Genomic DNA, 26,527 nt, shown 5'->3' with positions numbered 1-26,527 from the left:
CAATAGCACGGGCTATTGGCTGCGCCCCGCGCCTTGCATCCCATCCCGGCAAGGCACTTGTGCGACCCCGAAAAGACCTTGAACAGGTTCTTACATCTACCTCCACGGCTGCCCCGATGGTTCGCCCATGGGCATGCCCGCCTCGCACGGCTGCGTGCGCATGACCAATGCCGATGTGATCGACCTGTTTGACCGGGTCCCGGTGGGCACGTGGGTGCACATCGATGGAACACCGGCCACTTCGCCGCCAGCCGGTACAGCGCCATGACGGACAAGGCCCCTCCCCACAGCCCGGCGCCTGTACCGCCCGCGGTGGCCGCACCGCTTTCACTCGACCGCCGCTTCCTCGTTTTTCTGGGCCCCTTGGTGCTCACCAACATCCTGCAGGCGCTTACCGGCACGGTGAACCACATCTACGTGGGGCGGCTGCTGGGCGCGGGCTCGCTGGCGGCCGTGGCGTCGTTCATGCCGGTGTTCCTGCTGCTCAGCGCCTTCATCTTTGGCCTGGGCAATGGGGCATCCATCCTCGTTGGCCAAGCCTTTGGCGCGCGCAACCCTGCGCGGCTGCGCGCCGTGGCGGGGACCACGCTGTGCGCTGGCATGGTGCTGGGCCTCGTGCTGGGCACCGTGGGTATGGTGGTGGCGCGCCCCGTGATGGTGGCGCTGGGCACGCCCGCCGATGTGCTGCCCCAGGCGGTGGTGTATGCGCGGGCCATGATGGCGCTGTTTCCAGTGCTGTTCACCTCCATGCTCACGGCGGCGCTGCTGCGCGGCACGGGCGACACCGTGACACCGCTGCGCGCGCTGGTGGTGTCGCTGTCGGCCACGGTGGTGCTGGCGCCGCTGTTCATCCGGGGCGTGCCCGCCATCGGGTTGCCTGCGCTGGGCATTCTGGGCGGGGTGGCCGCGCTGTTGCTGGCCACGCTGGCGTCGCTGGGCTGGACGGCCTGGCATCTGCGGCGCCGCGCGCATGTGCTGGCCCCCACGCGGGCGCTGGCGGGGCAGATGCGGCTGGACGCGGCCTTGCTGCGCACCCTCCTTCGTCTGGGCGTGCCCACGGGGTTGTTTTTCATCACAGGTTCTCTGGCGGACCTGGGCCTGCTGAGCCTGGTCAACGCCCATGGCTCAGCGGCCACGGCGGCCTGGGGCGCGGCCAGCCAGGTCATGTCGTATGTGCTGTTCCCGGCGATGGCGGTGGCCATTGCGTCGTCGGTGTTCGCGGCGCAGGCCATTGGTGCGGGCCAGGGCCACCAGGTGGTGGCTGTCACGCGCACCGGCATGCGCATGAACCTGCTGCTCACGGGCGGCCTGGCGGTGCTGATGTTCGGCGCCGCGCCCTGGGTGGTGGGCCTGTTTGTGGCCGACGCCCGCGTGACCGACATCGCTGCACGTGTGCTGCATCTCACGGTGTGGGGCGCGGTGTTCTTTGGGTGGGCCAGCGTGTATTCCAGCGTGATGCGCGCCAGTGGCACCGTGCTGGTGCCCACGCTCATTTCGCTCGGTTGTCTGGCATGCCTGCTCGTGCCGCTGGGCTGGCTGCTGGGGCGCCAGTTTGGCCTGGTGGCCACCTGGGCGGCCTATCCGGCCACCTACCTGTGTGCCCTGGTGCTGCAGGGGCTGTACTTCCATGGCGTGTGGCGGCGCAAGGGCTTGCCGCATCGCCTGGTCTGATACCGAACTGAAATTTGATGAAAATGAGGCTGTGGCGCTGATTGAATAAGCGCCAGTAGCTATCAAATGAAGAGCATTCTGGGAAAAGGCGTGGCAGACGCCACCTTGCTGTTCGGGCCGTGCCCGGAATGCTCGTGCCGGGTGCGCGCCCTCCGCAGAAAAATGAGGCGTTTGCGGGGTCTGACCCCCATGGCTATTCCTGTTGCACCGGCGTAGACTGGCAACGGAATTGCCCGTCAGTTGGAGTGGTCCATGCCAGCCAACTATGTCCCCGTGCAGCACCCCTGGTCGCCTTCGGCGTACCTCTCCAACGAGCCCGCAGGCTCCCGGGAGACGGGGTTCGCTTTTGCCACCATTTTTGTGTCGGCGGCGCTGTTTGTGGTGGCAGTGGGGTTCGCCAGAATTCCACTGGGCCCGTTTCCTTCCTTCATCCCGATCTATGTCACCGCCCTGGTGATCTGCGATCTCGTCACCGCCGTGCTGCTGTTCGGCCAGTACCGGGTGTTGCGGTCGGTGGCGCTGCTGGTGCTGGCGGGGGGCTACCTGTTCACGGCGACTTCCACCACCGCCTATGCCCTGATTTTCCCGGGCCTCTTTGCGCCGTCGGGGCTGCTCGGTTCTGGCCCGCAGACCTCGTCGGCCTTGTACATGTTGTGGCACACGGGGTTTCCGCTGGCCGTGATGGCGTATGTATCCGCCAGGAAGGGGCCGCTGCGGCTGCCCGCACTGGTGCGGGTGGCGCGGGCCAAGCCCTGGCAAGGCATTGCGGGCGTGGTGGCGCTGGTGGTGTTGGTGGTGGTGCTGTTCACCGCCTTTGCCACGTCGGGGCATGCCTTTTTGCCCATGTTCATGGCGGGCGACCGCACCACGGTCGTGGGCAAGGTGTTCCTGGTGGGCATCTGGCTGCTGAGCCTGGCCGCGCTGGGGAGGCTGTGGCGCGGCAAGCCCCACACGGTGCTGGATGTATGGCTCCACGTCGTGATGAGCGTGTGGGTCTTCGACATCGCCTTGGCGGCCGTGCTCAATACCGGCCGCTACGACCTGGGCTGGTATGTGGGGCGCATCTATGGCTTGCTGGCGGCGGGTTTCCTGCTGATCGTGCTGCTCAGCGAAACGGCGCGCCAGCATGCGCGGCTGATGCAGGTCACCGCCGAGCTGCGGGTCGCCAACGACACCCTGTGGCAGATCTCGATGAAGGATGGGCTGACCCGGCTTGCCAACCGGCGTTCTTTTGACACGCACCTGGCAGAGCATCTGGCCGTTGCCGTGCGCCACCATCGGCACCTTGCGCTGGTCCTGGTGGATGTGGACCATTTCAAGGACTTCAACGACGCCTATGGACACCAGGCCGGAGACGAGTGCCTGAAATCGATTGCCCGCGCACTGGACACTTGCTGCCAGCGTCCGGCCGACCTGGCCGCGCGCTATGGGGGCGAAGAATTTGCGATGGTGTTGCCCGATACGGACCGCGAAGGCGCCGTGCACATTGCCCACGCCGCCCAGAAGGCGGTGGCCGCGCTGCAGATTGCACACCAGCACAGCTCCACAGGCGTGTGGGTCAGCATCAGCAGCGGCGTGGCCAGCATCCGGCCTGGCGACGGGCTGAGTGCCCAGGCGCTGATTGGCGAGGCAGACAAGGCCCTGTACCGTGCCAAGAACAGCGGGCGCAACCAGGTGGCCGTGGGGGAGGCTTCGCAGGCATAGCCGCCGTGCGCCCCGCCGTGCTTGTGGTGGGCCGCGTCATGGGCACGTCACGGTGCGTTCACCACCACGTCACATCGGCGCGGCATGGTTGCGGGTTTCCTCTTCGCCCCACAGTGACCATGTTCCGATCCTCTTCCCTCGCCGTTTGTGCCGCGCTGCTGTGCGTTGCCTCCTCCACCGCGTTTGCCCAGCAGGCGTATCCGGCCACGCTGGCAGGCCACGCCGTGCTGCCGGCCTTCACCGTGATCGCCGCGCCCAAGGACGCGCCTCAGGACCTGCAGGTCAGTGGCAAGTTCACCACGCCACGCCGCGTGGAGGCCGTGGGTTCGGTGCCGGGCCTGTCCGGCGGCCGCAACACAGGGGTTGCGCTGCCCTTTCAGGGCCAGCCGGTGCAGGGCCACTCGGGCATCAAGCGCATGGCCGATGGATCGTTCTGGATCCTCACCGACAACGGCGCGGGTGCCAAGGCCAACTCGCCCGATTTCATGCTGTATCTGAACCACTACACCGTGGATTTCAAGACAGGTCACTTCAACCGCAAGAACACGGTGTTCCTGCATGACCCCGACAAAAAGGTGCCGTTTCGCATCACCCACGAGGGCACCGACAAGCGCTACCTGACCGGCGCAGACTTCGATCCCGAGAGCTTCCAGTTCGCCGGTGGCGCACTGTGGATCGGCGAAGAGTTTGGCCCCTTCCTCATCAAGGCCGACCTGAACGGCAAGGTGCTGGCCGTGTTCGAGACGCAGGTGGATGGCAAGGTCGTGCGCTCGCCCGACGCGCCCGGCGTGCTGATGCCCGGCGCCCCTGACGCCAAACCCACGCCGTTCGAAGTCAAGCGCTCCAAGGGTTACGAAGGCATGGCCTCGTCCAAGGACGGCAGCAAGCTCTATGCATTGCTCGAAGGCGCCCTGTGGAGCGACGAAGCCAAGGGCTATGAGAACGTGGGCGGCAAGCAGTACCTGCGTGTGCTGGAGTTTGACGTGAAGTCCGAGCAATGGACGGGCCGCCACTGGAAGTACGTGCTGGAGGCCAACCACCACGCCATTGGCGACTTCAACATGATCGACGGCACCACGGGCCTCATCATCGAGCGCGACAACGGCGAAGGCACGGCCGACAAGGCCTGCCCCGCAGACCAGAAGCGCACCGACTGCTTCCACGATCTCGCCAAGTTCAAGCGCGTCTACAAGGTCGAGATGAGCGACGCGAACGTGGGCGGCGAGATCCGCAAGATCGGCTACATCGACCTCATGAACATCCAGGACCCGCAGCGCCTGGCCAGGAAGCCCCTGAACAATGGCGTGTTGACCTTCCCGTTCTTCACCATCGAGAACGTGGACGTGGTGGACGCCACGCACATCGTGGTGGGCAACGACAACAACCTGCCCTTCAGCAGCAGCCGCGAGCCCAACAAGGCCGACGACAACGAGCTGGTGCTGCTGGAAGTGGGCGAGCTGCTGCGCGCAAGGTAAGGGGCACCCCCCTGAGACGCTTCGCGTCTTCCCCCGCTCTCGCGCTGCGCGCGGGCAGGGGGACGCAGCCCTCGCTGCGGGGCGGCCCTTGCTCGGCTGCCCTGGCCTGGGTCGCGCCAGTTTTGAGCGCTGCAGACGGGTGCGATGCCCCGGAAAGACCGGTGTGTGGGGGCTCCAACCCTTGGGACACCTTTGAATGCTGCGGGTGGCAAAATTCCCGGTTCCCGTTCCAACGCTCCACAAGCCGCGCCACCATGTTCACAGGCATCGTCCAAGCCACGGCAGGCATTGCCGCCATCCACGACCGCGCAGGGCTGCGCACCTTCACGCTCGATTTCCCCGAGGGCTTCTGCCAGGACCTGGCCATTGGCGCCAGCGTGTCCACCGATGGCGTGTGCCTCACGGTCACAGACATCCTCTCGCCCACACAGGCCAACTTCGACGTGATGCTGCAGAGCCTGAACATCACCACGCTGGGCAGCTACGGCCAGGGTGACCGCGTGAACGTGGAGCGCGCGGCCAAGGACGGCGCCGAGATCGGCGGCCACCCGCTGTCGGGCCATGTGGACTTCACCGGCACGCTCATCGAGCGGCGCGAGTTCGACAACAACCTGGTGTGGCGCGTGGCTGTGCCCGAGGCGTTTCGCCGCTACATCTTCGCCAAGGGCTACATCGCCATCCACGGCGCCAGCCTCACGGTGGCCGAGGTGAACCGGCAGGAGGGCTGGTTCGAGATCTGGATGATTCCCGAAACGCGCCGCGCCACGGTGTTTGAAGCCAAGCAGGTGGGCGACCGCCTGAACATCGAGATCGAGCGCAGCACCCAGGTGGTGGTGGACACCGTGCGCGAAGCCGTGCAGGAGAGCCTGGGCCGGCTGCAGCCGGTGCTGGAAGCCCTGCTCAAGGAAAAGGGCCTGTCGCTCGAAGACTTCGTGCAGCCGCCGGTGCTGAAGTGAGGGCTTGAAATCGTCAACGCGTTCTGTTGGCGCTTGCGTTGGCCGAAAAAACGGGCGCGTTCAGGCCCCGGCCACGTAGTCCAGAAAACCGGTCACCCGGCGCATACGGCCATGTGCGTCGATCTCCGCCACATCGGTGCCGCGCGCCACGGGTTCTGCACCCTCGGCCGCCAGCGCCCACGAAAAACGCACCACATCATGGTGCCCCTCGGGTGTGCCCAGCAGCGTGAAGCGGTGGCCGGCAAACCGCTGCTGCGCACCGGCAATCAGTGCGGTCAGGCCGTCGTGGCCCTGGCCTTCCATCATGGGGTCCCGGTACTGCACGTCGCTGCTGAAGGTGCTGCGCACCAGGTGGTCGCGCTGTGCTCCGTCGGTAGCGTTCCAGGCCGCGATGTAGCGCGCGGCCAGATCGGGTGCGGCCGTGGCGGCGGTGGGGATGGTGGTGGGGTGCTCCAGGGTTTCGACGGTGTTCATGGCAAGGCTCCTTGTAGGGGTGGGACGGGCCGTGCGCGGAGTGCTCGCGGCCCTGGGGTCATTGTTCGAAGGAGCCTGAACGGCGTCGATAACCTCGCAGGTCATGCGCGTCCCTATCATCCAGGTCCCGGCATTTTCTGAACACCGTGCCCTGATGCTTTCCTCCACACCTCTCGTCCGCCCCCTGGCAGTGCAGGACCTGCCAGGCCTGCTCGCCGTGCAACTGGCCTGCTATGGCGCGGGCTTCGTGGAGAGCCGCGAGGTTTTTGCAGCCCGCTTGGCCAGTCCGGCCAATTGTTCGCTGGTGCTCGAGCGCGCGGGCGTGGTCTGCGCGTACCTGGCGGCCTACCGGTCGTTGCGGGGCAAGGTGACGCCCCTGCATGGCGGCTTCGAGGTCGTACCGCAGCCCGATACGCTCTACCTGCACGACATGGCCGTGCTGCCCGGGTGCGCGGGCCAGGGCCTGGCCCGCGCGCTGCTGCAGCCGATGTGGAAAGAGGCCAAGGCCCGGGGCCTGGGGCATACGGCGCTGGTGTCGGTGCAGGGCTCGCAGGCGTACTGGGAGCGGCAAGGCTATGCCGTGCAAGCACTGGCCGATGCCGCACAGCGCGAACGGCTGGCGAGCTATGGAGGCGGCGCGGTCTACATGGTGCGTGAACTCACCCCGTGATCAGCGCTTCCTTGCGCCATGATCCAGTCGCGGAAACGCCGCAGCGCGGGGTCGATCAAGGCTTCGGGACGGTACACCAGGTGGTAGGCCAGCGGCGTGGCCAGGGGCTTGCAGTGCACGCAGACCAGCTCGCGCGCGGCCAGTTCCTGTTGCACCAGCGCACGCCGCACCAGTGCAAAACCCCGGCCAGCCACGGCGGCCTCGATGGCGGCGTTGTGCGCGAAGACGATGCCGCCCTCGCAATCCAGGCCCGTGACGCCATGCGCCTCGCGCCACAGCCGCCAGTCGCCTCGGTGCTCGTCGTGCAGCAGCCGGGCGCTGGTGATGTCGGCCACGCGCGCCGTCTTGCGCGGCGCCAGCAGGCGCGGGCTGCACACGGGCACCAGGTCATCGGCCACCAGCACCTCGGACTGCAGGCCGGGATAGATGCCCTGCCCATGGCGCACGGCAAAGTGCACGCCCTCGGCCGCCAGGTCCACCGCGCGGTTGGTGCTGCCCACGTGCACGTCCATGTCCGGGTGCAGCTGCAAAAAACCGTGCAGGCGCGGCACCAGCCATTGCACCGCAAAGCCCGGCGTGCAGCTCACCAGCACCGCATGCCGGCGGTTCGTCGATGCAATGCGTGAGGTGGCATGCCCGATCACGGCCAGACCCTCGGCGCAGGCGGCCTGGTAGTCGCGCCCGGCAGCCGTGAGCGCCAGCCCACGCGGCTGGCGCTCGAACAGCGCGCAGCCCAGGAAGGCTTCGAGCTTGCGCACCTGCTGCGAGACGGCGCCGGGCGTGACGTGCAGCTCTTCGGCCGCACGCCGCACGCTCGCGTGGCGCGCCGTGGCCTCGAAGAAGCGGACAGCGATCAGGGGAGGCAGGCGCATGGTGGTGACTGGATAGTTTGGCTAAACAGGTGTAGAGAATAAATGGTTTGCCCTGGCTCTTCCCTGCGTCGAAGATCTACGGCATGGACCTCCCCAGCCTGCTCCGTTTTGTCGCCCTGGCCGCCCTGTGGGGCGGCAGCTTTCTGTTCATGCGCATCGCTGCCCCGGTGTGGGGCGCGGTGCCCACCGCCTTCGGCCGCGTGGTGCTCGGCGCCGCCGGGCTGCTGGCGTTGCTGGCCCTGGTGCGGCTGCGGCCTGCGTTCCAGGGCAAGCTCGGTGCCGCGTTGATGCTGGGCGTCTTCAATTCGGGCATACCTTTTCTGATGTTTGCACTGGCCGCACGCGTGCTGCCGGCGGGCTACAGCGCCATCCTCAACGCCACCACGCCGCTCATGGCCGTGGTGATCGGAGCGCTGGCCTTTGGCGAGCGCATTACCTTGGCCCGCGTGGGCGGGGTAGTGCTGGGCATGGGAGGGGTCGCGGTGCTCGCGCAGGCAGGGCCGGTCGTGCTCACCATGCCGGTGCTCGGCGGCATTGCTGCTTGCCTGGTAGCCACGGCCTGCTATGGCCTCTCCGGCTTCCTGACGCGGCGCTGGATCACCCAGCGTGGCGGACTGGACAGTCGCCTGGTGGCGTTGGGCAGCCAATGGGGTGCAGTGTTGGCGCTGGCTCCTTTCGCACTGTGGCAGACCGCGCAGCAGCCGGTGGCGACCTGGCTCTTGGCCGGCCCCGCCGTCTGGGGCGCCATGCTGGCGCTGGGCCTGCTGTGCACCTCATTCGCCTATGTGCTGTACTTCCGTCTTATCGCGGATGTGGGGCCGGTCAAGGCGCTCACCGTGACTTTCCTGATCCCGCTGTTCGGGGTGGGCTGGGGCTGGCTGGTGCTGGGCGAAGCGGCTACCCTGGCCCATGCGGCGGGCGGCGTGCTGATCGCGGTGGCGCTGTGGCTGGTGCTTCGGCCCGCGCCGGCAGCCGCAGCGCCCGCGTCCACCCCTGCAGCTGCCGTGCGGCGCTGAGCAAGGGTTAGCGAGGGTAGGCCGTGGCAGCCATGCGTCATGGCGGCTGGTCATAATGCGCGCCATGCCCCACCGCTGGAAACCCAACGTCACCGTGGCCGCCCTCATTGAGCGCGATGGCCGTTTTTTGCTGGTCGAGGAAGAGACCACGGATGGCCTCAAGCTCAACAACCCTGCCGGCCACCTGGACCCGGGCGAGTCGCCCATCCAGGCCTGCGCGCGCGAGGTGCTGGAGGAGACGGCCCACGATTTTGTGCCCACGGCGTTGATCGGCGTGTACCTCAACCGCTTCACCAAAACCCGCACGGGCGACGACATCACCTACATGCGGTTTGCGTTTGCCGGCACACTCGGCACCCACCACGATTGGCGCGCGCTCGACACTGGCATCGTGCGCACCCTGTGGCTCACGGCGGACGAGATCCGTGCATGCCCCGAGCGCCACCGCAGCCCGCTGCTGCTGCGCTGCCTGGAGGACTATCTGGCGGGCCAGCGGTTTCCGCTGACATTGGTGCACACGGACATCTCGGTCACCGAGCCAGCTGCGTAAGGGCCTTGCACCTGCCGTGCGGTGGAAGGCTCTGCCACCGCATCAATCCGCCGTGAGCTTGCGCTCCTTGATGATCGCGGCCCATTGCGTGGATTCCTTCTGCATGAAGGCCGTGAGTTCAGCGCGGGTCGTGGGTTGGGGTGTCAGGCCATGCTTGTTCAACGCCTCCTTCACACCTGGGTCGTTCAGCACCTTGACGATCTCCTGGTTCCAGCGCTCCAGCAGCGGCACCGGTGTTTTGCCTGGGGCCACAAAGGCATACCAGTTCAGCGCCTCAAACCCCGGAAAGCCCGATTCCGCCACGGTGGGAATGTTGGGCAGATAGGCCGGACGCGTGAGGCCTGTGGTGGCCAGGGGAATCAGCTTGCCCGTCTCGATATGTGGCAAGGCCGTGGGTGGGGCTGCAAAGTAGGACGTGATGCGCTCGCCCAGCAGGTCCTGCAAGGCTGGCGCGCCGCCCTTGTAAGGCACGTGGGTCATGTCGATGCCCGCGCGCTGGTTGAACAGCTCACCCGCCAGGTGCGATGCAGAGCCCGCGCCCGTGGACGCAAAGTCCACGCTGCCAGGTTTCTTCTTGGAGAGCTGCACGAACTCTGTCAGCGTCTTTGCGCCCGCAGCCTTGTGCACCACCAGCACGTTCGGAAAGTTCACGCCCCCTGAAATTGCCGCCAGGTCCTTGAACGGGTCGTAGCTCAGCTTCATGAGGTGCGGCGCGATGGTCAGCGGTCCCACCGAGCCGAACAGCAGCACCGTGCCATCGGGCGCCGCATTGGCCACGAACTGGTGCGCGATGTTGCCACCCGCGCCGCCCTTGTTGTCCACCACTACCGACTGGCCGATGTTCTCGCCCAGCTTCTTGGCGATCAGGCGCGCGGCGGCATCGGCCGCACCCCCGGCCGCAAAGCCCACGACCAAGGTAACGGGCTTCTTGGGCGGAAAATCCTGCGCGGCAGCGCCGGAGGCCAGTGGGAGGGCGGCCAGCGCCAGGGCGCAATGCAGCAGAGTGCGTTTTTTCATGGATGTCTCCTTCATCGTGGGTTGCTTGTGTGTGGGGTGGTGATGGCCTGGGCACTTAGTCGGCGCCCAGGCCAACCGGGTTGGGCTGGCGCTTTTCGACCGCATGGCGCAGCAGCGCAGCGGTGCGGAAGATGCCGTGCGCAAACTTGCCGTAGGGCAGCGTGGCGAACAGCGCCATCACGGCGCCCAGGTGCAGACACAGCAGCAGCGGCAATGCGGTTGTGCCGCGTGAGGCCCACAGCGCCAGGCCACTGGTGGCGGCGAGGAACAGCAGCGCGATGAAGGCGCGGTCCATGGGCTTTTGCGCGGCGTCGCCGTGCTCGGGGTGGCGGCGCAGGTTCAGCCGCCACAGGCCCGCAGTGCCGATGGCCAGGCTGATGCCGCCCACGCCGCCCAGCAGCTTGGGCAGGCTGGGCAGGTCGTAGGGCGCGGGCGCACCCAGCAGGTAGTGGTACAGCGTGGCCACGCTGGTGGCCGCAAAACACAGCAGGAAGCCGTAGAACGTGAGGTGGTGCATGCGCCTGCGCGACAGGGTGTAGGCGTCGTCCTCGTTGTGGCAGCCGTCGCCGTGGCCGCCGTCCAGGTATTTGAGGCGCAGCACGGCGTCGGTGGCCTCGGCAGCCGCTGGAGGCGACAGGCGCGCGCCGCTGGTGGCGGGTGTCACATCGCGCCAGAAGCGGCGCACGCCCAGCGCCAGCGCCAGCACGGCAAACAGGAACACCGGTGCGAACAGGCCCACCAGCAGGTTGTGCGGAAAGATGCCGTAGAAGTCGCCCACCGGCGCCTGCCACAGCGCAGCGAACCCTTGCCCGTTCAGCGCCACGGCCAGAAGCAGGAACAGCGTGAGTCCCGCCACCAGCGCCAGCGCCAGCGTGAGGCCGTTGCGCTGGTACAGCTGGCCCAGCGCCGGCGGCCAGGCGTAGTCGGCATAGGTCTGCCCGCGCACCTGGGCCATGGCCTGCGGAATGTTCACTGCAAATTCGTGCGGCGGCGCGTACTGGCAGGCATGCAGGCAGGCACCGCAGTTGTGGCACAGGTTGGCGATGAAGTGGATGTCGGCCTTGCCAAACTCCAGCCGCCGCGTCATGGCGGGGAAGACGGCGCAAAAACCTTCGCAGTAGCGGCAGGCGTTGCAGATCTGCAGCTGGCGAGCTACCTCGGTCTCGGGCGCCGACAGCACGATCTCGCCATGCGCCAGCGCCCGGGCGTCGCGCGTCAAGGCTTCAAGCGTGCGCATGATTTGCTCCTGATTTTGTAGCTAATTGCGCATGATGAATAAGCGCTGGAGCCTGTTTTGATGCCAAAGCGGCCCGCGCACCCGCGATGCGACCAAACGCGGTGCCAATCGACATGCCGACACCGGCCGTGTAGCCCTTGCCCAGCACATTGCCAGCCATCATTTCGCCGGCCACAAACAGGTTGGGGCTGGGCTGGTTGTTGAACCGCACGGCAGCGGTGTCGTCGGTGTGCAGGCCCAGGTAGGTGAAAGTGACGCCGGGCTTGAGTGCGTAGCCGTAGAACGGGCCTGTGTCGATGGGCCGGGCCCAGTGCGTCTTGGCGGGCACGACGCCTTCGGTGTGGCAGTCGTCCAGTGCGGTGTGGTCGAAGGTGCCCACGCGGCAAGCGGCGTTGTAGCCGTTGAGCGTGCGCATGAAGGTGTCCACGGGGAGGCCGAGCTTTTCCGCCAGCTCGGGCAATGTGTTCGCCTTCACGCCCGGGAACACGGGCGGCATGAAGCGGCCAATGGCCTTGCTGTCGATGACCGAATAGCCAATCTGCCCCGGCTGCTGCGCTACCAGGCGGCCCCAGATGGCATAGCGCTTGGGCCAGAAGTCCTCGCCCTCGTCGTAGAAGCGCTCGCCGTTGCGATTCACCACCACGCCCAGCGATACGCAGTCGATGCGTGTGCAGATGCCGCCGTCGTACAGCGGTGCGCGCGCGTCGATGGCCACCATGTGGGCCTGCGTGGGGTCGCCGATGCGGTCCGCGCCGTGGTCGTCGAGCAGGTGCTTGAGCAGCACGCCCCGGTTGTAGGCCGTGCCGCGGATGAGGAAGTTGTCCGACGGCCACTCGCCGCGCTCGTTCTGGCCCCAGGCTTCGCGCAGCCATTCGCGGTTGGACTCGAACCCGCCGGCCGCGAGCACGCAGCTCTTGGCCGTGATGCGCTCGCCGCCCGCCAGGTGCGCCGCGACGAAGCAGCCGTTGTCGATATCGAGGCGCTCCACGGGCGACTCGTAGCGCACCTGCACGCCCAGGGCCTCGGCGCTGCGGTAGTAGGCATTGACCAGCGCCTTGCCCCCGCCCATGAAGAATGCGTTGGTGCGCGCCACATGCAGCGTGCCCGCCAGTGCAGGCTGAAAGTGCACGCCGTGGCTGCGCATCCAGGGGCGGCAGGTGGCCGACGCGCGGATCACCAGGCGCGCCAGGTGCTCGTTGGTCAGGCCGCCGGTGACCTTGAGCAGGTCCTGCCAGAACTCCTCTTCGGGGTAGCTGCCCACCAGCACGTCCTGCGGCGCATCGTGCATGCAGCGCAGGTTGCGCGTGTGGGCCGAGTTGCCGCCGCGCCAGGCGCGCGGGGCCGATTCGAGCAGCAGCACGCTGGCGCCCGCTTCGCACGCCATCAGGGCGGCGCACAGGGCGGCGTTGCCGCCGCCGATGACGAGCACATCGACCGTGGTGGGTTCTGCGGAGTGGGGGGTATTTGGCACCGTGGTTTTCCATTCGTGGGGTGTGGCGCCACTGTAGAAATTTCGCCCCGGTGTGGGCAGGCCCGAAAGGGCAAGGGGCCATCACATTTGGTGATGGCTTGATAACCTGGTGGCCGTTGGGGTGACTACGCCAGCGTGGCGCCGACCCAGGTGCCCGATTGCACCAGCGCCCGCGTACAGTCCGCCAGCACCACGCGCGTGGCCAGGGCGGCGGGCGAGAGTTCGTCGTCTGACAGGCTGCACAGCGCTGCAGGGCGACTGGCCGGGGCGTCTGACAGCTCAGCCAGGCCAAAGCGTTCGTTGGCGTCGGGGTAGCGCCCCACAGCGGCCCAGGGTTGCAGGGTGCTGCCCAGGCCCGCGTTCACGGCGTCCATCAGCATGGCCAGCGAGTCGATCTCCATAGCCACATGGGGTGTCACCTGCGCTGCGGCAAACGCAGCATCGATGCGGCTGCGCAGCCCGTGGGGGCCTGTGGGCAGGACCAGCGGCTCGGCCTTCAGTTGTGCCAGGCGCAGCCGCTTGGGCAGCCTGGCGGGCAAGGTACTGGCGCCGCCGTGGGCGCTGCGGATGAGGAACAGCCGCTCGTCCAGCAGGGGCAGCACGCTCCAGCGGCGCGCGGGCTGGGTGTCGAACAGCACGGCCAGGTCCAGCTGGCGCGCGTTGAGCATGTTGGAGAGGTGGCCCGACAGGCTCTCGACCATGTGCAAGCGCACATCGGGGTAACGCTCGCGCATGGCCCGCATCAGCGGCACGCCCAGCACCGACGCCGTCGTGGGCGCCAGGCCCACGCTCACGGTGCCCGACAGGCGCGCCTGCTGCGCCACGCGCGCCGCCTGCTCGGCATGGCGCAGGGTGAGCTGCGCCTCGCGAAAAAAAGCCAGCCCGGCTTCGGTGGGCACGGTGCCCTTGCTGGTGCGTTGCAGCAGCCGCGTGCTGAGCTCGCCCTCCAGCCGGCTGATCTGCTGGCTCAATGCCGACTGCACCATGTTCAGATCCAGTGCGGCGCGGCCCATGGAGCCGAGTTCGACGATGCGGACGAAGTAGCGAAGCTGGCGCAGTTCCATGGGGCGATGGTCGCACAGTCCCACCAGTGCCCGTGCGGCCGCCCACAGCCCTGTCGCCACGCCAGGACGCCGTGCGTCAGAACGAGTGCACCACCCCGGCCGATACGCCCGTGGCGTTCGCTTTGTTGGCCGCGCCCTGGAAGCCATTGCGCCAGCGGGTGTTGTCCAGCTCGGCGTAGAGCTTGGTGCGGCGCGAGAGCTTGTATTCGGCAAAAGCCACCAGGCGGCCATAGCCGTCGTCGGTGGCACCCGTGCGGGTGCGGTCCACCTTGTAGTAGGCCGCTGTCAGGTCGAAAAGGGGTATCACGGACCAGGTGGCGCCTGCCGAGAGCACGCGCTGCACGGTGTGTTTGCCGGCCGCTGTTTCTGCCTCGCTGCGCGCGGCATTGGCGGCAAGGCGCACGGTGCCCCATTGGTAGGCAGCGCCCAGGGTGGTGCCATCCAGCGTGCGCTGGTTCGTGTCCTTCAAGTTTTGGTACGCGCCCGAGGCCACGAACCCGTCGGCGGCCCAGGCCAGGCCCACGCCGCGCGACGACAAGGCCGATTGCTGCGAGGCCACTTCGCCCAGGCCCCACATCGCACGGGCGGTGAAGCCACCGGAACGGCCGGTGTACTTGAGGGCATTGTCCAGCCGGTACGAGCCCGATGTGCTCCCAGCGCTGCCGAACTCGATGCCCAGGCCATGCTGGCTGAGCGCGGCCACGCCGATGCTGGGGTTGAAGCTGGCAAAGCGCATGCCCAACGGGTCCACGGGCGAGACGGCATCGGCCAGCGTGGTGGTCTGGCGCCCCAGGGCCAGTGTGCCCCAGCCCCCTTGCAGGCCCACCCAGGACGCGCGGTCAAAATATTTGCTGGCGTTGGCCGAGGTGCCGGTGTCGGCGTTCAGGCCACTCTCGAACTGGAACAGCGCCTTGGCACCATCCCCCAGGTCTTCGCTTCCTCGAAGGCCCCAGCGGCTGGTGGTGTGGATGCCGCTGCCCAGGCTGTGTGACGACCCGGGTGCAGCTGCATGCGAGGCCGTGAGGCCGCTGCCATGGCGCAGGCCCAGGTCGATGGTGCCGTACAGCGTCACGCCGCTGGTTTGCGCTGCCACGCAGCTGCTGGCCAGCGCGGCGCAAAGCGCTCCTATTCCTTTTCTCATGGGTGTCTCCTGTTTTTGTGGAAATCTGAAAGGGGGCAAGGGCCTTTCCCGTGCCTCAATCGGGTGTGAGCTGCGCCTTCTGCACCACGCCCTTCCACTTGGCGATCTCCTGGCGCACGGTCAAAGCCAGCTGCTCGGGTGTGCTGGTGTCCACCACGGCACCCTGCTCTTCAATGCGCCGTGCCACGTCCTTGTCGGCCAGGGCGGTGTTCAGGGCCTTGTTGAGCTGATCAATCACGGGCCGGGGCGTTTTGCCGGGGGCAAACAGGGCGTACCACTGCGTGATCTCGACCCCCTTCACGCCCGCCTCTTCAAGCGTGGGCACATCGGGCAGCAGCGATGAACGCTTCGGGCCTGCCAGCGCCAGGGCGCGCAGCTTGCCGTTCTTGATGTGGGGGTAGGCCGAGAACAGGCTGGGGAACATGACCTGGGTTTGCCCGGCCATGGTGTCGTTCATTGCGGGTGCGGCGCCTCGGTAGGGCACATGGGCCATCTGCGCACCGCTTTCCAGTTTGAAAATTTCTGCCGAAAAGTGGGGGGCTGTCCCGTTGCCTGCAGAGGCGTAGTTGAAGTCCTGGGGCTTGGCCTTGGTCAGCGCCACCAGTTCGCTCACGGTCTTGGCTGGTACCTTGGGGTGCACCACCATGAGCGTGGGCGAGTAGCTCACCATGCCGATGGGCTCGAACTGCGCAATGGGGTCGTAGCGCAGCTTTTGTAGCGCAGGGCTCATGCCGTGCGTGCCGATGTAGCCAAAAAGAATCGTGTGGCCGTCGGGAGCCGCCCGGGCCACAAACTCTGCCGCAATGGCACCGTTGGCGCCCGCCTTGTTTTCCACAATGACCTGCTGTCCCAGCAAGCTGGACAGCTTGAGCGCCACCACGCGCGCCATGCCGTCATTGCCACCGCCGGCTGCGGTCGGCACCACGAGTGTGATGGGCTTGTCGGGATAAGCCGCATGCGCCAGGGTGGGGATCATTTGCACAGCGGCAGCGAGGGCCGCTGCGGTTAATAGGGTGCGGCGTGTGCGCGGTGGCGCACTGTGTTGGTCAATCATTTTTTGTCTCCTGTCATCCAAGGGTGGGGTTTGAAATCAATGGGTGAATGCGTTTTCTGAAACGAACAGCGTGCCCTCCAGAATCTTTCGCGCGGTGCGGACCAGCGCGGCCTGCACCAGCTTGAATTGGCCGTCCACGTCGGTGAGTTCCACGTCCACATGAATGCGGCCAGCGGGGTGCAGAACCTCCACACGGCGTGTGCCTGCCGTGGCGTGTTGGAGGCTGTCGGTGATCACCGTGCCTGGCAGCACGTGGGCGGCAGCCACGCCAATGGCGCCGGTCACGGCGTGTGAGCGGTGGCAGCGGTGGGGTGTGAAATAGCGCGAGACGACGCTGCCCGGTTGATCACCCGCAGACACGATCACGGGCTTGGGCAGGACGCTGTTCGACACATCGCCCATGCCCATGCGCAGGCCGGCTTCGCACCGCAGGGCTTCCAGCCTGCGCAGCAGGTCACTGTTGGCATCCAGCTCCGCGGGGCTCTCGTTGCCGCGCAGACCCAGGTCTGCAGCGCGCACCAGCACCATCACCTGTGCAGCATCGATGCAGGTGACCTGCAGGCCGTGGAGGGTGTCGATACGCTGGCCGGTGGGGAAAATCTGGCCCGTGACGGCGCCCCAGGCATCCAGGAAGTTCATCAGCACGGGTGCCGCAGTGCCCTGCACACCGTCGATGTGCACGTCGCCTTCGTAGTGCACGCGACCTCCGGCGGTGCACACCTGCACATCAATGCGCGAACGGGTATTGACGTTGTAGACCCGCACCGTGGTGGTGTTTCCATGGCCGGATGCGGGCACCAGCCCCTGCTCGATGGCAAAGGGCCCCACGCCCGCCAGCATGTTGCCGCAGTTGGGCCGTGTGTCCACGCGGGCCTCTTCCACGCTGACCTGGGCGAAGAGGTAGTCCACATCGCAGTCGGCATGCACCGACCGTGAAACGATCGCCACCTTGCTGGTCAGCGAATTGCCGCCGCCCAGGCCGTCAATCTGCAATTCATGCGGCGAGCCCAGTGCCGCGATCAGGGTGCGGTCACGCGCCGCAGGGTCTTGCGGCAGCCAGTCGGCCAGGAAGAACGGCCCCCGGGAAGTGCCGCCACGCATCAGAACGCAAGGAAGGTTGTAGCTCATGGGTCGGCATGGTGCGGCGCTTCGTCTGTTCTGTGAATTGCATTGTTGGCAATGATTAATGCATGTGGCGCAATAGGCAGATAGGCCTTGTACATGTTGAAATCACGTTCGTGAATTGCAATGTTTTGATCGTTTGATGCGTGCTGCGCAACAGCGAAACGTCTTGAAAGCCCGTGCGTCATGAACAACAAATTCGATCTTGCTGACATCCAGGCCTTCGCCGCCGTGGCCGAGTTGCACAGCTTTCGCGCGGCGGCCGAATCCATCCATCTTTCGCAGCCCGCCTTCAGCCGCCGCATCGATAAGCTGGAAGAGGCGCTGGGCGTGCGCCTGCTGGACCGCACCACGCGCCGCGTCACCCTCACAGCCGTGGGGCGCGACTTCGCGCGAAAGACGCGCGTGTGGCTCGATGACCTGGACGGCATGCTCATGGGCCTGGGCGACGTGGCGGCGCGCCGCATGGGCGAGGTGACGATTGCCTGTGTGCCCTCGGCCGTGTATTACTTTCTGCCACAGGTGGTCAAGCGCTACCACGAGCGTTTTCCGAAGATCCGCGTCAAGGTGCACGACGCAAGCGCCAACGAGGTGCTGGTGGCTGTGGCGCAGGGCGATGCCGACTTTGGTCTCAATTTCATCGGCAGTCAGGAGGCCGAGATCGAGTTCAAACCGGTGCTGGCCGAGCGCTTCGTGGCGGCCTGCCGCCGCGACCATGTGCTGGCGCGGCGCAAGAAGGTCACCTGGGCGGAGCTGGGCCAGCACGACTTCATGTCGGTGGGAAAAACCTCGGGCAACCGCCTGCTGATGGACCTGGCGCTGGCCAACGTGCCCGACCGCCCGCAGTGCCTCTACGAGGCCAAGCACGTGACCACGCTGCTCGGGCTGGTCGAGGCAGGCCTGGGCGTGGCGGCCGTGCCCAGCCTGGCCATGCCGGGCAAGGACCACCCTACGCTGGTGAGCATTCCGCTGGTGGAGCCTGTGGTGACGCGCCAGATGGGCCTTATCAAGCGCAGGGGCAAATCGCTGTCGCCCGCTGCGCAGCAGCTCTATGACCTGCTGGTGGCTACGCGTTCTGTGCGTCCACGCAGTGCTGCTGCGGCGCAAAAAATACAATCGGGGCAATGACTGCCAATACCAAACAGCCCAAACAACGTGTTGTCGTGGGCCTCTCGGGCGGAGTGGACTCGGCCGTGACCGCCCACCTGCTCAAACAACAGGGCCATGAAGTGGTCGGCATCTTCATGAAGAATTGGGAAGATGACGACGACAGCGAATATTGCTCGTCCAACATCGACTTCGTGGATGCCGCCGCCGTGGCCGACGTGATCGGCATCGAGATCGAGCACGTCAACTTTGCGGCCGACTACAAGGACCGTGTGTTTGCCGAGTTCCTGCGCGAATACCAGGCGGGCCGCACGCCGAACCCGGACGTGTTGTGCAACGCAGAGATCAAGTTCAAGGCCTTCCTCGACCATGCCATGCGCCTGGGCGCGGAGAAGATCGCCACCGGGCACTACGCCCGCGTGCGCCAGAACGCGACCTCGGGCCTGTTCGAACTGCTCAAGGGGCTCGACCCGTCCAAGGACCAGAGTTACTTCCTGCACCGCCTGAACCAGGAGCAGCTGTCCAGGACGTTGTTCCCTGTGGGCGAGCTGCACAAGACCGAAGTGCGCCGCATCGCCGAGGAGATCGGCCTGCCCAATGCCAAGAAGAAGGATTCCACGGGCATCTGCTTCATTGGCGAGCGGCCGTTCCGCGAGTTTTTGAACCGCTATATCAGCCACGCCCCCGGCCCTATCCAGGACGACCGGGGACGCACCGTGGGCAAGCACGTGGGCCTGAGCTTCTACACACTGGGCCAGCGCCAGGGGCTGGGTATTGGTGGGATCAAGGAAAAAGGCGCCCAGCGCGGCGGCGGCGAGCATGCGCCCTGGTTTGTGGCCCGCAAGGACCTGGCCAGGAACACGCTGCGCGTGGTGCAGGGGCACGACCATCCCTGGTTGTTGTCTTCGGCCCTGGAGGCGCAAGACGCCAGTTGGACCTCTGGCCGCCCACCGGCGCCCGGGGACTATGCCGCCAAGACCCGCTACCGGCAGCAGGATGCTGCGTGCTCTGTCGTCAGCGCGGAGGGCGCGGGCTTTGCGCTGCGGTTCCCGCAGGCGCAGTGGGCGGTTACGCCCGGGCAAAGCGCCGTCTTGTACGACGGCGATGTTTGCCTCGGGGGCGGGGTCATTTTTGGTGCGACAGACTGAAACATGTGAGGCGCGCGTGCCAGTCGGCAGGTCGCCAGCTGCAAGAAAAATCCGTCTTTCTAATTAAATAAGACTATGGATTGAGTAATTCAAATAGTAAATAATGAATTCTTGTGGCGCGACACCCACAAACTTCTACGTAGATACCGCCAGTTGAACTAAGTTGACCTTTGGTTCGCCACCAGAAGCGTCACTTGCGAGGGCTGGCCTTCTAGAATTCTCCAAAAAGCTGTTTGAAACCATATGTATCAATCGATGCACATGGTTAACCCTTAGTCCCTCCTGCTGGTGGCCGTCACAAGCGGGCCCGATGCTTGCTCTTGTGTGCACCATGTCTCAAATTGTTTCCATGCCCTCCAGCCCAGACGTCACCAACCATCTGGCCCTGCAGCGGTGTTCAATGCAGTGGCGGGGATTTTTCCAGGCCTTGGCGGCGGAATTCGCCGCGGCACTGCCACCGGAAGACCTGCGTGCGCTGATGTTCCGTGTGGGTGTACGGTTTGCCGCAGACCACCCTTTGCCAGCGTGTGCCACGGTGGAGGATCTGCAGCGCGGCATGACGGCCGTCTGGGAGCGCATCGACTGGGGCTGGGTTGATTTGACGCAGGAAGTTGGACAGTTGAACATCCACCACAGCCTGTCGCCCGTATCTGCTGCACTCGGGCCGGACCACGTGCAGTGGTCGGGTGGTTTCCTGGAAGGGGTCTACCAAAGCTGGTTCGAGCAGGCGGGTGCTGGTCCGCTCAAGGTGGCCCAGTGTGCGCCTGCGGATGCCTGGGGGTGTGTGCACCTTCAGCTAGCGCGCTGAGCCTCCGGGCTTCGGATTTTTGGATATGTTCCGGCATTGGCGGTGACCATGAAACACTCAGACGACATCGTGAACCTCTTTCAGCAGTTTGGGGCCAAGGCGGACCCTTACCATGAGCTGGCCCGCAAGCAGGAGCACAAGCTTTCCAACGAACGCTGGCCCCTCGTCTCGGCAGTTCGAGACGCCGTGGCCCATGACGTACCTTCGGTAGACCGCCGCGCCGGTGCCGCCATGGCGCCAGCCCCCCAGCAGGTACAGGCGCCGGTTGCGGTGCGGCCTGAACCCGCAGTGGAGCTGCCACGCGCCGCGCCCTTGGTCGCCGAGGCTCCCCGCCCGGTGGCTGCGCCCGTCACGGTATTGGCGGCGGCAGCAGACCGTCTGCCGCCCGTGGCCACCACGATGGCCTCCCGGTCCCCCTTGGCAGGTCTTGCTGGCCTGCGGGCCCCGGCTGCGCCGGCTTCTTTGGAGGAGCAGGCCGTGCCCCAGGAGTCCTTGCCCGTGGACCTTTCATCGGTTTTTGCGCGTCTGGCGGGTGCTCCCGTGGCAGGCAGCGCTGCACCGGCACCAGCACCGGCCTGGCAGCCTCGCAAGGGCCATGCATGAAAGTGATTGCTATTGTTTCTGCCAAAGGCGGCGTAGGCAAGACGACCCTGACTGCGAATCTGGCCACCGCCTTGCAGCGTGAGGGTGTTGGCACACTGCTGGTTGTGGACATGGACCCCCAGAATGCTCTGGGCTTGCACTTTGGTGCCGATCCCCGGTCGCTTGCAGGCGTATCCCGCGCCAGTCTGGCAGGCCAGGAGTGGGGCTCGGTCTGCGTGCAAAGTCCGTCAGGGGTGTATGTGCTGCCCTATGGGGTGGTGAACGAATCCGACCGCATGGCCTTCGAGCGGCATCTGGACGCGCATCCGAACTGGCTGACGCAGCAACTCCAGGGTCTGGAGCTCCCGCCGGACGCGGTGGTGGTGGATACGCCGCCCGGCCCGTCTGTCTACATGCAGCAGGCGCTGTCGGCGGCCCAGGTGGTGGTGGTGGTCAGTCTGCCCGACGCGGCGTCCTATGCTTCGCTGGCCCTCATGCAGCGCCTGGTGCATACCTACTGCACGCCGCGCCCCGATTTTTCCGAAACGCTGTACGTGCTCAACCAGGCCGACGGTGCGCGCCAGTTGTCCAAGGACATCACGCGTGTGATGCAGGACAACCTTGGCGAGCGTCTGGTGGGTGTGATCCACGAAGACCAGGCGGTGCGCGAGGCGCTGGCCTATGACCAGAGTGTGCTGGAGTACGACCCCCAGGGTCAGGCGGCCGACGACCTGCTCAAATGCGCCCGTGTCCTTGCGCAGCGCCTGCGCCTGCCACGGGCTGGAGCCACGCGATGAGCATGGACCAACGCCCCAAGGCTGACGAGGTCGCCGACGCCGATTCCCACAGCCCCCAGGCGCACTGGCGCACCGTGGTGCATGCCATCACCGGGTGGGATCTTTGGCAACACCCCGTGGCGCGTGTTGCGGCGGTGGTGTTCAGCGCCTTGCTGATGGGGCTGGTCATCAGCGTGCCGCTGGATCTGCAGGGGCAAATTCTTTTTTCTTTGGGCTCGTTTGGTGCGGCACTCCTGCTGAGCAGAACCCCAGGGCGACTGTCCACGCTGGCGATGATCGTGCTGTCGATCTCGGCGTCATCGCGCTACATCTACTGGCGCTTTACCGACACCATCGGTTTTACCAACTGGCTGGACGCGGCATTCGGGTATGGCTTGGTGTTGGCAGAGCTGTATGCATTCGCGGTGCTGCTCATCGGCTACTTCCAGACGGCGTGGCCCCTGCAGCGCCGCCCGGTTCCCATGCCTGAGGACATCAGTACCTGGCCCAGCGTGGACGTGTTCATCCCCTCGTACAACGAACCGCTCGAAGTGGTGCGCCAGACCGTGTTCTCGGCCATGAGCCTGGACTGGCCGGCCGATCGCCTGCACGTGTATGTGCTCGACGACGGCCGTCGCCCCGAGTTCCGCGAATTCTGCGAAGAGCTGGGCGTGGGCTACCTGATCCGCGACAACAACCACCATGCCAAGGCGGGCAACATCAACGCGGCGCTCAAGGTCACGCACTCCGAATACATCGCCATCTTCGATTGCGACCACATTCCCACGCGTTCTTTCCTGCAGGTGTGCATGGGCTGGTTCTTCAAGGACACCAACCTGGTGATGCTGCAGACGCCCCACGTGTTCTTCTCGCCGGATCCGTTCGAACGCAACCTGGACACGTTCCACCGGATGCCCAACGAGGGCGAACTGTTCTACGGCATCGTGCAGGACGGCAATGACCTCTGGAACGCGTCGTTCTTCTGTGGTTCCTGCGCCATCATCCGTCGCAAGGAGCTGCTGGAAGTGGGCGGCATTGCGGTAGAAACCGTGACCGAGGACGCACACACCGCGCTCAAGCTCAGCCGTCTGGGCTACAACACGGCCTACCTCGAAGTGCCCCAGGCAGCAGGCCTGGCCACCGAAAGCCTGTCCGGCCACGTGGGCCAGCGCATCCGCTGGGCGCGGGGCATGGCGCAGATCGCGCGTACCGACAATCCGTTGTTCGGCAAGGGCCTCAAGTTCGGCCAGCGCCTGTGTTACCTGAACGCAATGCTGCACTTCTTCTATGGCCTGCCGCGCCTGGTTTTTCTGACTGCGCCGCTGGCGTACCTGTTCTTCGGTGCGCACGTGTTCCAGGCCACGGCGCTGATGATCACCGCCTATGCCTTGCCCCACCTGGCCCATGCCAGCGTGACCAACTCCCGCATCCAGGGGCGCTTTCGGCATTCGTTCTGGAACGAGGTGTACGAATCGGTGCTGGCCTGGTACATCATGCGCCCGGTGATCGTGGCCTTCATCAACCCCAAGCTGGGCAAGTTCAACGTGACGGCCAAGGGGGGAGTGATCGAGAAGGCCTATTTCGACTGGACCATCGCCCGGCCCTATGTGGTGCTGCTGTTGATCAATCTGGTGGGTTTCTCGGTCGGGATCTGGAAGCTGTTCTCTTCCGCAGGCGATGAAACCACCACGCTGGTCATCAACATGGTCTGGACGACCTACAACGTCATCCTGCTGGGTGCCAGCGTGGCGGTGGCCAGCGAGACGCGCCAGATCCGTGGCACGCCGCGCGTGGCGGCGGCCTTGCCTGCCGTCATACGCTTTGACAACGGGCGCACGTTGGTGTGCAAGACCGAAGATTTCTCCCAGCATGGGCTGGGCTTGTCCGTACCGCCAGACAGCGATATTCCCATGGGAAGCCGTCTTTCCGTGTCGCTGTTCCGGTCGGACGAAGAAGGCGTTTTTCCGGCGGTTGTCACGTTCAGCGGCAAGGGGCGCCTGGGCGTGAAGTTCGACAACCTCAGCCTGCGACAGCAGGCCGAACTGGCATCGCTGACGTTTGCACGGGCCGATGCGTGGATTGCCACCTGGGGCACCGGTCAGCGCGACAAGCCACTGAGTTCGCTCCGCAGCGTGATCGTGATCGGGCTGCGTGGCGTGGGGCAATTGACCGTCTCCGCCGTCAAGTCCCTGAAGCCCCGTTAAGCCTTTCCCTGTTTCCAAAGATTCCAACCATGATTTCCAAAAGACATCCGACAGCGCGGCTGCCGCGCAAGCGCATGCTGCCTGCCATGCTGGCCTTGGTACTGGCAGGGACCGCCGTGCCTGTGTCCCAACTCTCTGCAGCCCCCGCACCCGCGGCTGCTGGAACGGAGATGGCGTCTGCGGCGCAGCCCTCGGAAAGTGGGGTGCGTGTGCACCGCACCAGTTTCAAGGACCTGGGAGCCCTGTTTCCGCTGCAATTGCGTGGCGTCGATGGTACCAGCGGCGTGGCATTCAGCGTGCGCAACGACGAAGTGGTCACGGGCGCCCGACTGAAGCTGAACTATTCCTACTCCCCCGCCCTGCTCCCCAACCTGTCCCACATCAAGGTGCTGGTGAACGAGCAGGTGGCGGCCACCATCCCCGTCACCACACAGCAAGGCGGCGAAAACCTGCAGCGCGAGATCGTTATCCCGCCGCGCCTCATTACCGAGTTCAACCGGCTGAACCTGCAGCTCATCGGCCACTACACGATGGAGTGCGAAGACCCGCTGCACTCCAGCCTGTGGGCCAACGTCGGCAACGACAGCGTGCTGGAACTTACGGTGGCACCCGTGGCCCAGACGAACGATCTGGCGCTGCTGCCGCAGCCTTTCTTTGATCGCCGGGATGTACGGCCGTTGGAACTGCCCATGGTGTTCGGCGCAGCGCCCAACACGGGCACCTTGCAGGCCGCTGGCACGATGTCGTCGTGGTTTGGTGCGCTGGCAGGTTTCCGGGGCGCCAGGTTCCCATCGCTCGTGGGCGAGCTTCCGGCGCGTGGCAACGCCGTGGTGATGATTGCGGGCAAGGCGCAGGCCCCTGCCGGCTTGACCCTGCCAGACATCCAGGGCCCCACCGTGGCCGTGGTGAGCCACCCTGCAGACCGCAACGGCAAGCTGTTGCTGGTCATGGGGCGGGACGAGGCCGAGCTTGGCGTCGCTGCCAAGGCGCTGGCCATTGGCTCCTCGGCCCTGTCCGGCCCGCTTGCGCGGATCACCGAGGTCACGGAACTCAAGCCCCGCAAGCCCTACGACGCGCCCAACTGGCTGGCGAATGACCGGCCCGTGAAGTTTGGGGAGCTGGTAGAGGCCGAGGCGCTCAATGTGTCTGGATACTCGCCGGATCTGATTCGCCTGAACTTCTTCTTGCCGCCCGATCTTTTCGCATGGCGCCAGAAGGGCATTCCGGTGGACCTGCGCTATCGCTACACACCGCGTCCCAACGCCGACAAATCCACCCTCAACATCAATGTGAACCAGCAATTCCTGCGTTCGCTGCCCTTGCACGCGGTGAACCATGAAGAGCCCGGTGCGCTGGACCGTCTTCTGACGACGGTGATGCCCAAGGGCGAGATGGCGCCGGAGCGCGAGACCTTCCACATCCCGCTGTTCAAGCTGCCAGCCCAGTCGCAGCTGCAGATGCATTACTACTACGACGTGGTCAAGCAGGGCGCCTGCAAGGACGTGCCGCTCGACAACGTCCGAGGTTCGGTGGAGGCCGATTCGACCATCGACATCTCCGGCTTCCCGCATTTCATTGCCATGCCGGACCTGGCGGCCTTTGGCAATGCCGGGTTCCCGTTCACCCGCATGGCGGACCTTTCAGAATCTGCCGTGGTGATGCCGGACAAGCCGGGCGCGCAGGAGTACGCGGCTTATCTGGGTTTGATGGGTGTCATGGGGCGCGTCACGGGTTACCCGGCCCTGGGCGTGACCGTGGCGCAGGCCCAGCAGGTGGATCGCCTCGCCGACAAGGACCTGCTGGTCATTGCCTCCGGTGGCAACCAGCCCTTGCTCAAGCAATGGGCCAGTTCCATTCCTGCCGCCTTGCAGGGCGACGCGAAGAGTTTCCAGATGTCGGATTTCGCCAACCGCCTGATGCGCTGGTGGGGTTTTGGCCAGGAATCTGGCGTGCATGCCCGGCGCAGCCAGGTCGCGTTCTCCAGCACCAGCACCGACGCGCTGGTGGCGGGTTTTGAATCGCCGTTGCGCAGTGGCCGCAGCGTGGTGCTCGTGGCCAGCAACCAGCCGGCGGGCCTTTCGCAGGTGATGGACGCACTGCTGGACGCCGAACTGCTCAAGCATGTGCAGGGCAGCACCACGGTGATCCGTGGCAAACAGGTCGACAGCCTGGTCGCCGAGAAAAACTACCATGTGGGTCAGTTGGGCCCCTTCCTCTACTCGCAATGGTTTCTTTCGCGCAACCCGTTGCTGCTGATTGTGCTGGGCGTGTCGGCGGCGGTGCTGATTGCGATCATCATGTACCTGTCGCTGAGAGCGCGCGCACGGGCCCGACTGAAGCAAAAAGGCTGAGGCAGTGCAGAGCACGCCCCGCCGTTTCTGAATCACGCAACACATTCCTGGCACTTT

General features: G+C 65.8%; 25 protein-coding genes. 15 read left to right on the top strand and 10 right to left on the bottom strand.

Annotated elements, in window-relative coordinates; genetic code table 11:
- Positions 1-94 precede the first annotated feature (94 nt).
- From ASE52_RS25225 to ASE52_RS16480, 5 genes are all read left to right on the top strand, one after another.
- Complete coding sequence (locus tag ASE52_RS25225; RefSeq protein WP_277814408.1) at positions 95-268, top strand: L,D-transpeptidase; 174 nt, start codon at positions 95-97, stop codon at positions 266-268.
- The gene (locus ASE52_RS16495; protein WP_057227636.1) at positions 265-1,671 is read left to right on the top strand and encodes an MATE family efflux transporter; all 1,407 of its coding nucleotides are present in this window, start codon (positions 265-267) and stop codon (positions 1,669-1,671) included. The genes ASE52_RS25225 and ASE52_RS16495 overlap by 4 nt, the downstream gene beginning before the upstream one ends.
- Before the next feature lie 252 nt (positions 1,672-1,923).
- Positions 1,924-3,375 (top strand): diguanylate cyclase, encoded by a 1,452-nt coding sequence (locus ASE52_RS16490; RefSeq protein WP_057227635.1) that lies wholly within the window; start codon positions 1,924-1,926, stop codon positions 3,373-3,375.
- Between the two features lie 119 nt (positions 3,376-3,494).
- Positions 3,495-4,850 (top strand): esterase-like activity of phytase family protein, encoded by a 1,356-nt coding sequence (locus ASE52_RS16485; protein ID WP_140426254.1) that lies wholly within the window; start codon positions 3,495-3,497, stop codon positions 4,848-4,850.
- A 254-nt stretch (positions 4,851-5,104) separates the two neighbouring features.
- The gene (locus ASE52_RS16480; RefSeq protein WP_057227631.1) at positions 5,105-5,806 is read left to right on the top strand and encodes a riboflavin synthase; all 702 of its coding nucleotides are present in this window, start codon (positions 5,105-5,107) and stop codon (positions 5,804-5,806) included.
- Positions 5,807-5,866: 60 nt separating this feature from the next.
- Here ASE52_RS16480 and ASE52_RS16475 read toward each other — a convergent pair whose 3' ends face one another.
- Complete coding sequence (locus ASE52_RS16475; protein WP_140426253.1) at positions 5,867-6,280, bottom strand: nuclear transport factor 2 family protein; 414 nt, start codon at positions 6,278-6,280, stop codon at positions 5,867-5,869.
- Positions 6,281-6,434: 154 nt separating this feature from the next.
- Here ASE52_RS16475 and ASE52_RS16470 point away from each other — a divergent pair, with 154 nt between their 5' ends.
- The gene (locus ASE52_RS16470) at positions 6,435-6,950 is read left to right on the top strand and encodes a GNAT family N-acetyltransferase (protein ID WP_057227629.1); all 516 of its coding nucleotides are present in this window, start codon (positions 6,435-6,437) and stop codon (positions 6,948-6,950) included.
- Here the strand turns inward: ASE52_RS16470 and gcvA are convergent.
- Entirely contained in the window at positions 6,923-7,822 is a 900-nt protein-coding gene (gene gcvA / locus ASE52_RS16465) for a transcriptional regulator GcvA (protein ID WP_057227627.1), read from the bottom strand. The genes ASE52_RS16470 and gcvA overlap by 28 nt on opposite strands.
- An 83-nt stretch (positions 7,823-7,905) precedes the next feature.
- On the opposite strand from gcvA, the gene ASE52_RS16460 reads away from it, so the two are divergent.
- Both ASE52_RS16460 and ASE52_RS16455 read left to right on the top strand, forming a co-directional pair.
- Entirely contained in the window at positions 7,906-8,838 is a 933-nt protein-coding gene (locus ASE52_RS16460; protein ID WP_057227625.1) for a DMT family transporter, read from the top strand.
- Between the two features lie 64 nt (positions 8,839-8,902).
- Positions 8,903-9,388 carry an NUDIX hydrolase gene (locus ASE52_RS16455; RefSeq protein ID WP_057228502.1) on the top strand — a complete coding sequence of 162 codons (486 nt, stop codon included), beginning with the start codon at positions 8,903-8,905 and terminating at the stop codon, positions 9,386-9,388.
- 42 nt (positions 9,389-9,430) lie between these two features.
- Here the strand turns inward: ASE52_RS16455 and ASE52_RS16450 are convergent, their stop codons facing one another.
- The 8 genes from ASE52_RS16450 to ASE52_RS25740 form a co-directional block, all read right to left on the bottom strand.
- Entirely contained in the window at positions 9,431-10,405 is a 975-nt protein-coding gene (locus ASE52_RS16450; protein ID WP_057228500.1) for a tripartite tricarboxylate transporter substrate binding protein, read from the bottom strand.
- A 55-nt stretch (positions 10,406-10,460) separates the two neighbouring features.
- Positions 10,461-11,642: a tricarballylate utilization 4Fe-4S protein TcuB gene (tcuB, locus tag ASE52_RS16445; protein WP_057227623.1), complete on the bottom strand. Its 1,182-nt coding sequence runs from the start codon at positions 11,640-11,642 to the stop codon at positions 10,461-10,463.
- Positions 11,629-13,113 (bottom strand): FAD-dependent tricarballylate dehydrogenase TcuA, encoded by a 1,485-nt coding sequence (tcuA, locus tag ASE52_RS16440; protein WP_082606912.1) that lies wholly within the window; start codon positions 13,111-13,113, stop codon positions 11,629-11,631. Before tcuA ends, tcuB begins: the two co-directional genes overlap by 14 nt.
- A gap of 125 nt (positions 13,114-13,238) precedes the next feature.
- Positions 13,239-14,177, bottom strand: a complete 939-nt coding sequence (locus tag ASE52_RS16435; RefSeq protein WP_057227621.1) for a LysR substrate-binding domain-containing protein — start codon at positions 14,175-14,177, stop codon at positions 13,239-13,241.
- Positions 14,178-14,253: 76 nt separating this feature from the next.
- Complete coding sequence (locus tag ASE52_RS16430) at positions 14,254-15,318, bottom strand: porin (protein WP_057227619.1); 1,065 nt, start codon at positions 15,316-15,318, stop codon at positions 14,254-14,256.
- 55 nt (positions 15,319-15,373) lie between these two features.
- Positions 15,374-16,372 carry a tripartite tricarboxylate transporter substrate binding protein gene (locus tag ASE52_RS16425; RefSeq protein WP_035197526.1) on the bottom strand — a complete coding sequence of 333 codons (999 nt, stop codon included), beginning with the start codon at positions 16,370-16,372 and terminating at the stop codon, positions 15,374-15,376.
- 36 nt (positions 16,373-16,408) lie between these two features.
- The gene (locus tag ASE52_RS16420; RefSeq protein ID WP_057227617.1) at positions 16,409-17,500 is read right to left on the bottom strand and encodes a 4-oxalomesaconate tautomerase; all 1,092 of its coding nucleotides are present in this window, start codon (positions 17,498-17,500) and stop codon (positions 16,409-16,411) included.
- Positions 17,497-17,682 (bottom strand): hypothetical protein, encoded by a 186-nt coding sequence (locus ASE52_RS25740; RefSeq protein WP_139019210.1) that lies wholly within the window; start codon positions 17,680-17,682, stop codon positions 17,497-17,499. Before ASE52_RS25740 ends, ASE52_RS16420 begins: the two co-directional genes overlap by 4 nt.
- Between ASE52_RS25740 and ASE52_RS16415 the strand changes: the two genes are divergently transcribed.
- The 7 genes from ASE52_RS16415 (at position 17,681) to bcsB (ending at position 26,470) form a co-directional block, all read left to right on the top strand.
- Complete coding sequence (locus ASE52_RS16415) at positions 17,681-18,622, top strand: LysR family transcriptional regulator (RefSeq protein WP_057227615.1); 942 nt, start codon at positions 17,681-17,683, stop codon at positions 18,620-18,622. The two genes, ASE52_RS25740 and ASE52_RS16415, sit on opposite strands and share 2 nt — an antisense overlap.
- Complete coding sequence (gene mnmA / locus ASE52_RS16410; protein WP_057227613.1) at positions 18,619-19,749, top strand: tRNA 2-thiouridine(34) synthase MnmA; 1,131 nt, start codon at positions 18,619-18,621, stop codon at positions 19,747-19,749. Before ASE52_RS16415 ends, mnmA begins: the two co-directional genes overlap by 4 nt.
- Before the next feature lie 349 nt (positions 19,750-20,098).
- Positions 20,099-20,557: a cellulose biosynthesis protein BcsD gene (gene bcsD / locus ASE52_RS16405; RefSeq protein WP_241777029.1), complete on the top strand. Its 459-nt coding sequence runs from the start codon at positions 20,099-20,101 to the stop codon at positions 20,555-20,557.
- Positions 20,558-20,605: 48 nt separating this feature from the next.
- Positions 20,606-21,160 (top strand): cellulose biosynthesis protein BcsP, encoded by a 555-nt coding sequence (gene bcsP / locus ASE52_RS16400; RefSeq protein ID WP_057227607.1) that lies wholly within the window; start codon positions 20,606-20,608, stop codon positions 21,158-21,160.
- A complete protein-coding gene (gene bcsQ / locus ASE52_RS16395) occupies positions 21,157-21,936 on the top strand; it encodes a cellulose biosynthesis protein BcsQ (RefSeq protein ID WP_057227605.1) in 780 nt (259 codons plus the stop codon). Before bcsP ends, bcsQ begins: the two co-directional genes overlap by 4 nt.
- Entirely contained in the window at positions 21,933-24,119 is a 2,187-nt protein-coding gene (gene bcsA / locus ASE52_RS16390; RefSeq protein ID WP_010464684.1) for a UDP-forming cellulose synthase catalytic subunit, read from the top strand. Before bcsQ ends, bcsA begins: the two co-directional genes overlap by 4 nt.
- A 29-nt stretch (positions 24,120-24,148) precedes the next feature.
- Positions 24,149-26,470 carry a cellulose biosynthesis cyclic di-GMP-binding regulatory protein BcsB gene (gene bcsB, locus ASE52_RS16385; protein ID WP_057227603.1) on the top strand — a complete coding sequence of 774 codons (2,322 nt, stop codon included), beginning with the start codon at positions 24,149-24,151 and terminating at the stop codon, positions 26,468-26,470.
- Positions 26,471-26,527 lie beyond the last annotated feature (57 nt).

The sequence above is a fragment of the Acidovorax sp. Root275 genome, from assembly GCF_001428965.1.
Lineage (GTDB): Bacteria > Pseudomonadota > Gammaproteobacteria > Burkholderiales > Burkholderiaceae_C > Acidovorax > Acidovorax radicis.
This window is presented reverse-complemented; position numbering and strand designations above follow the sequence as displayed.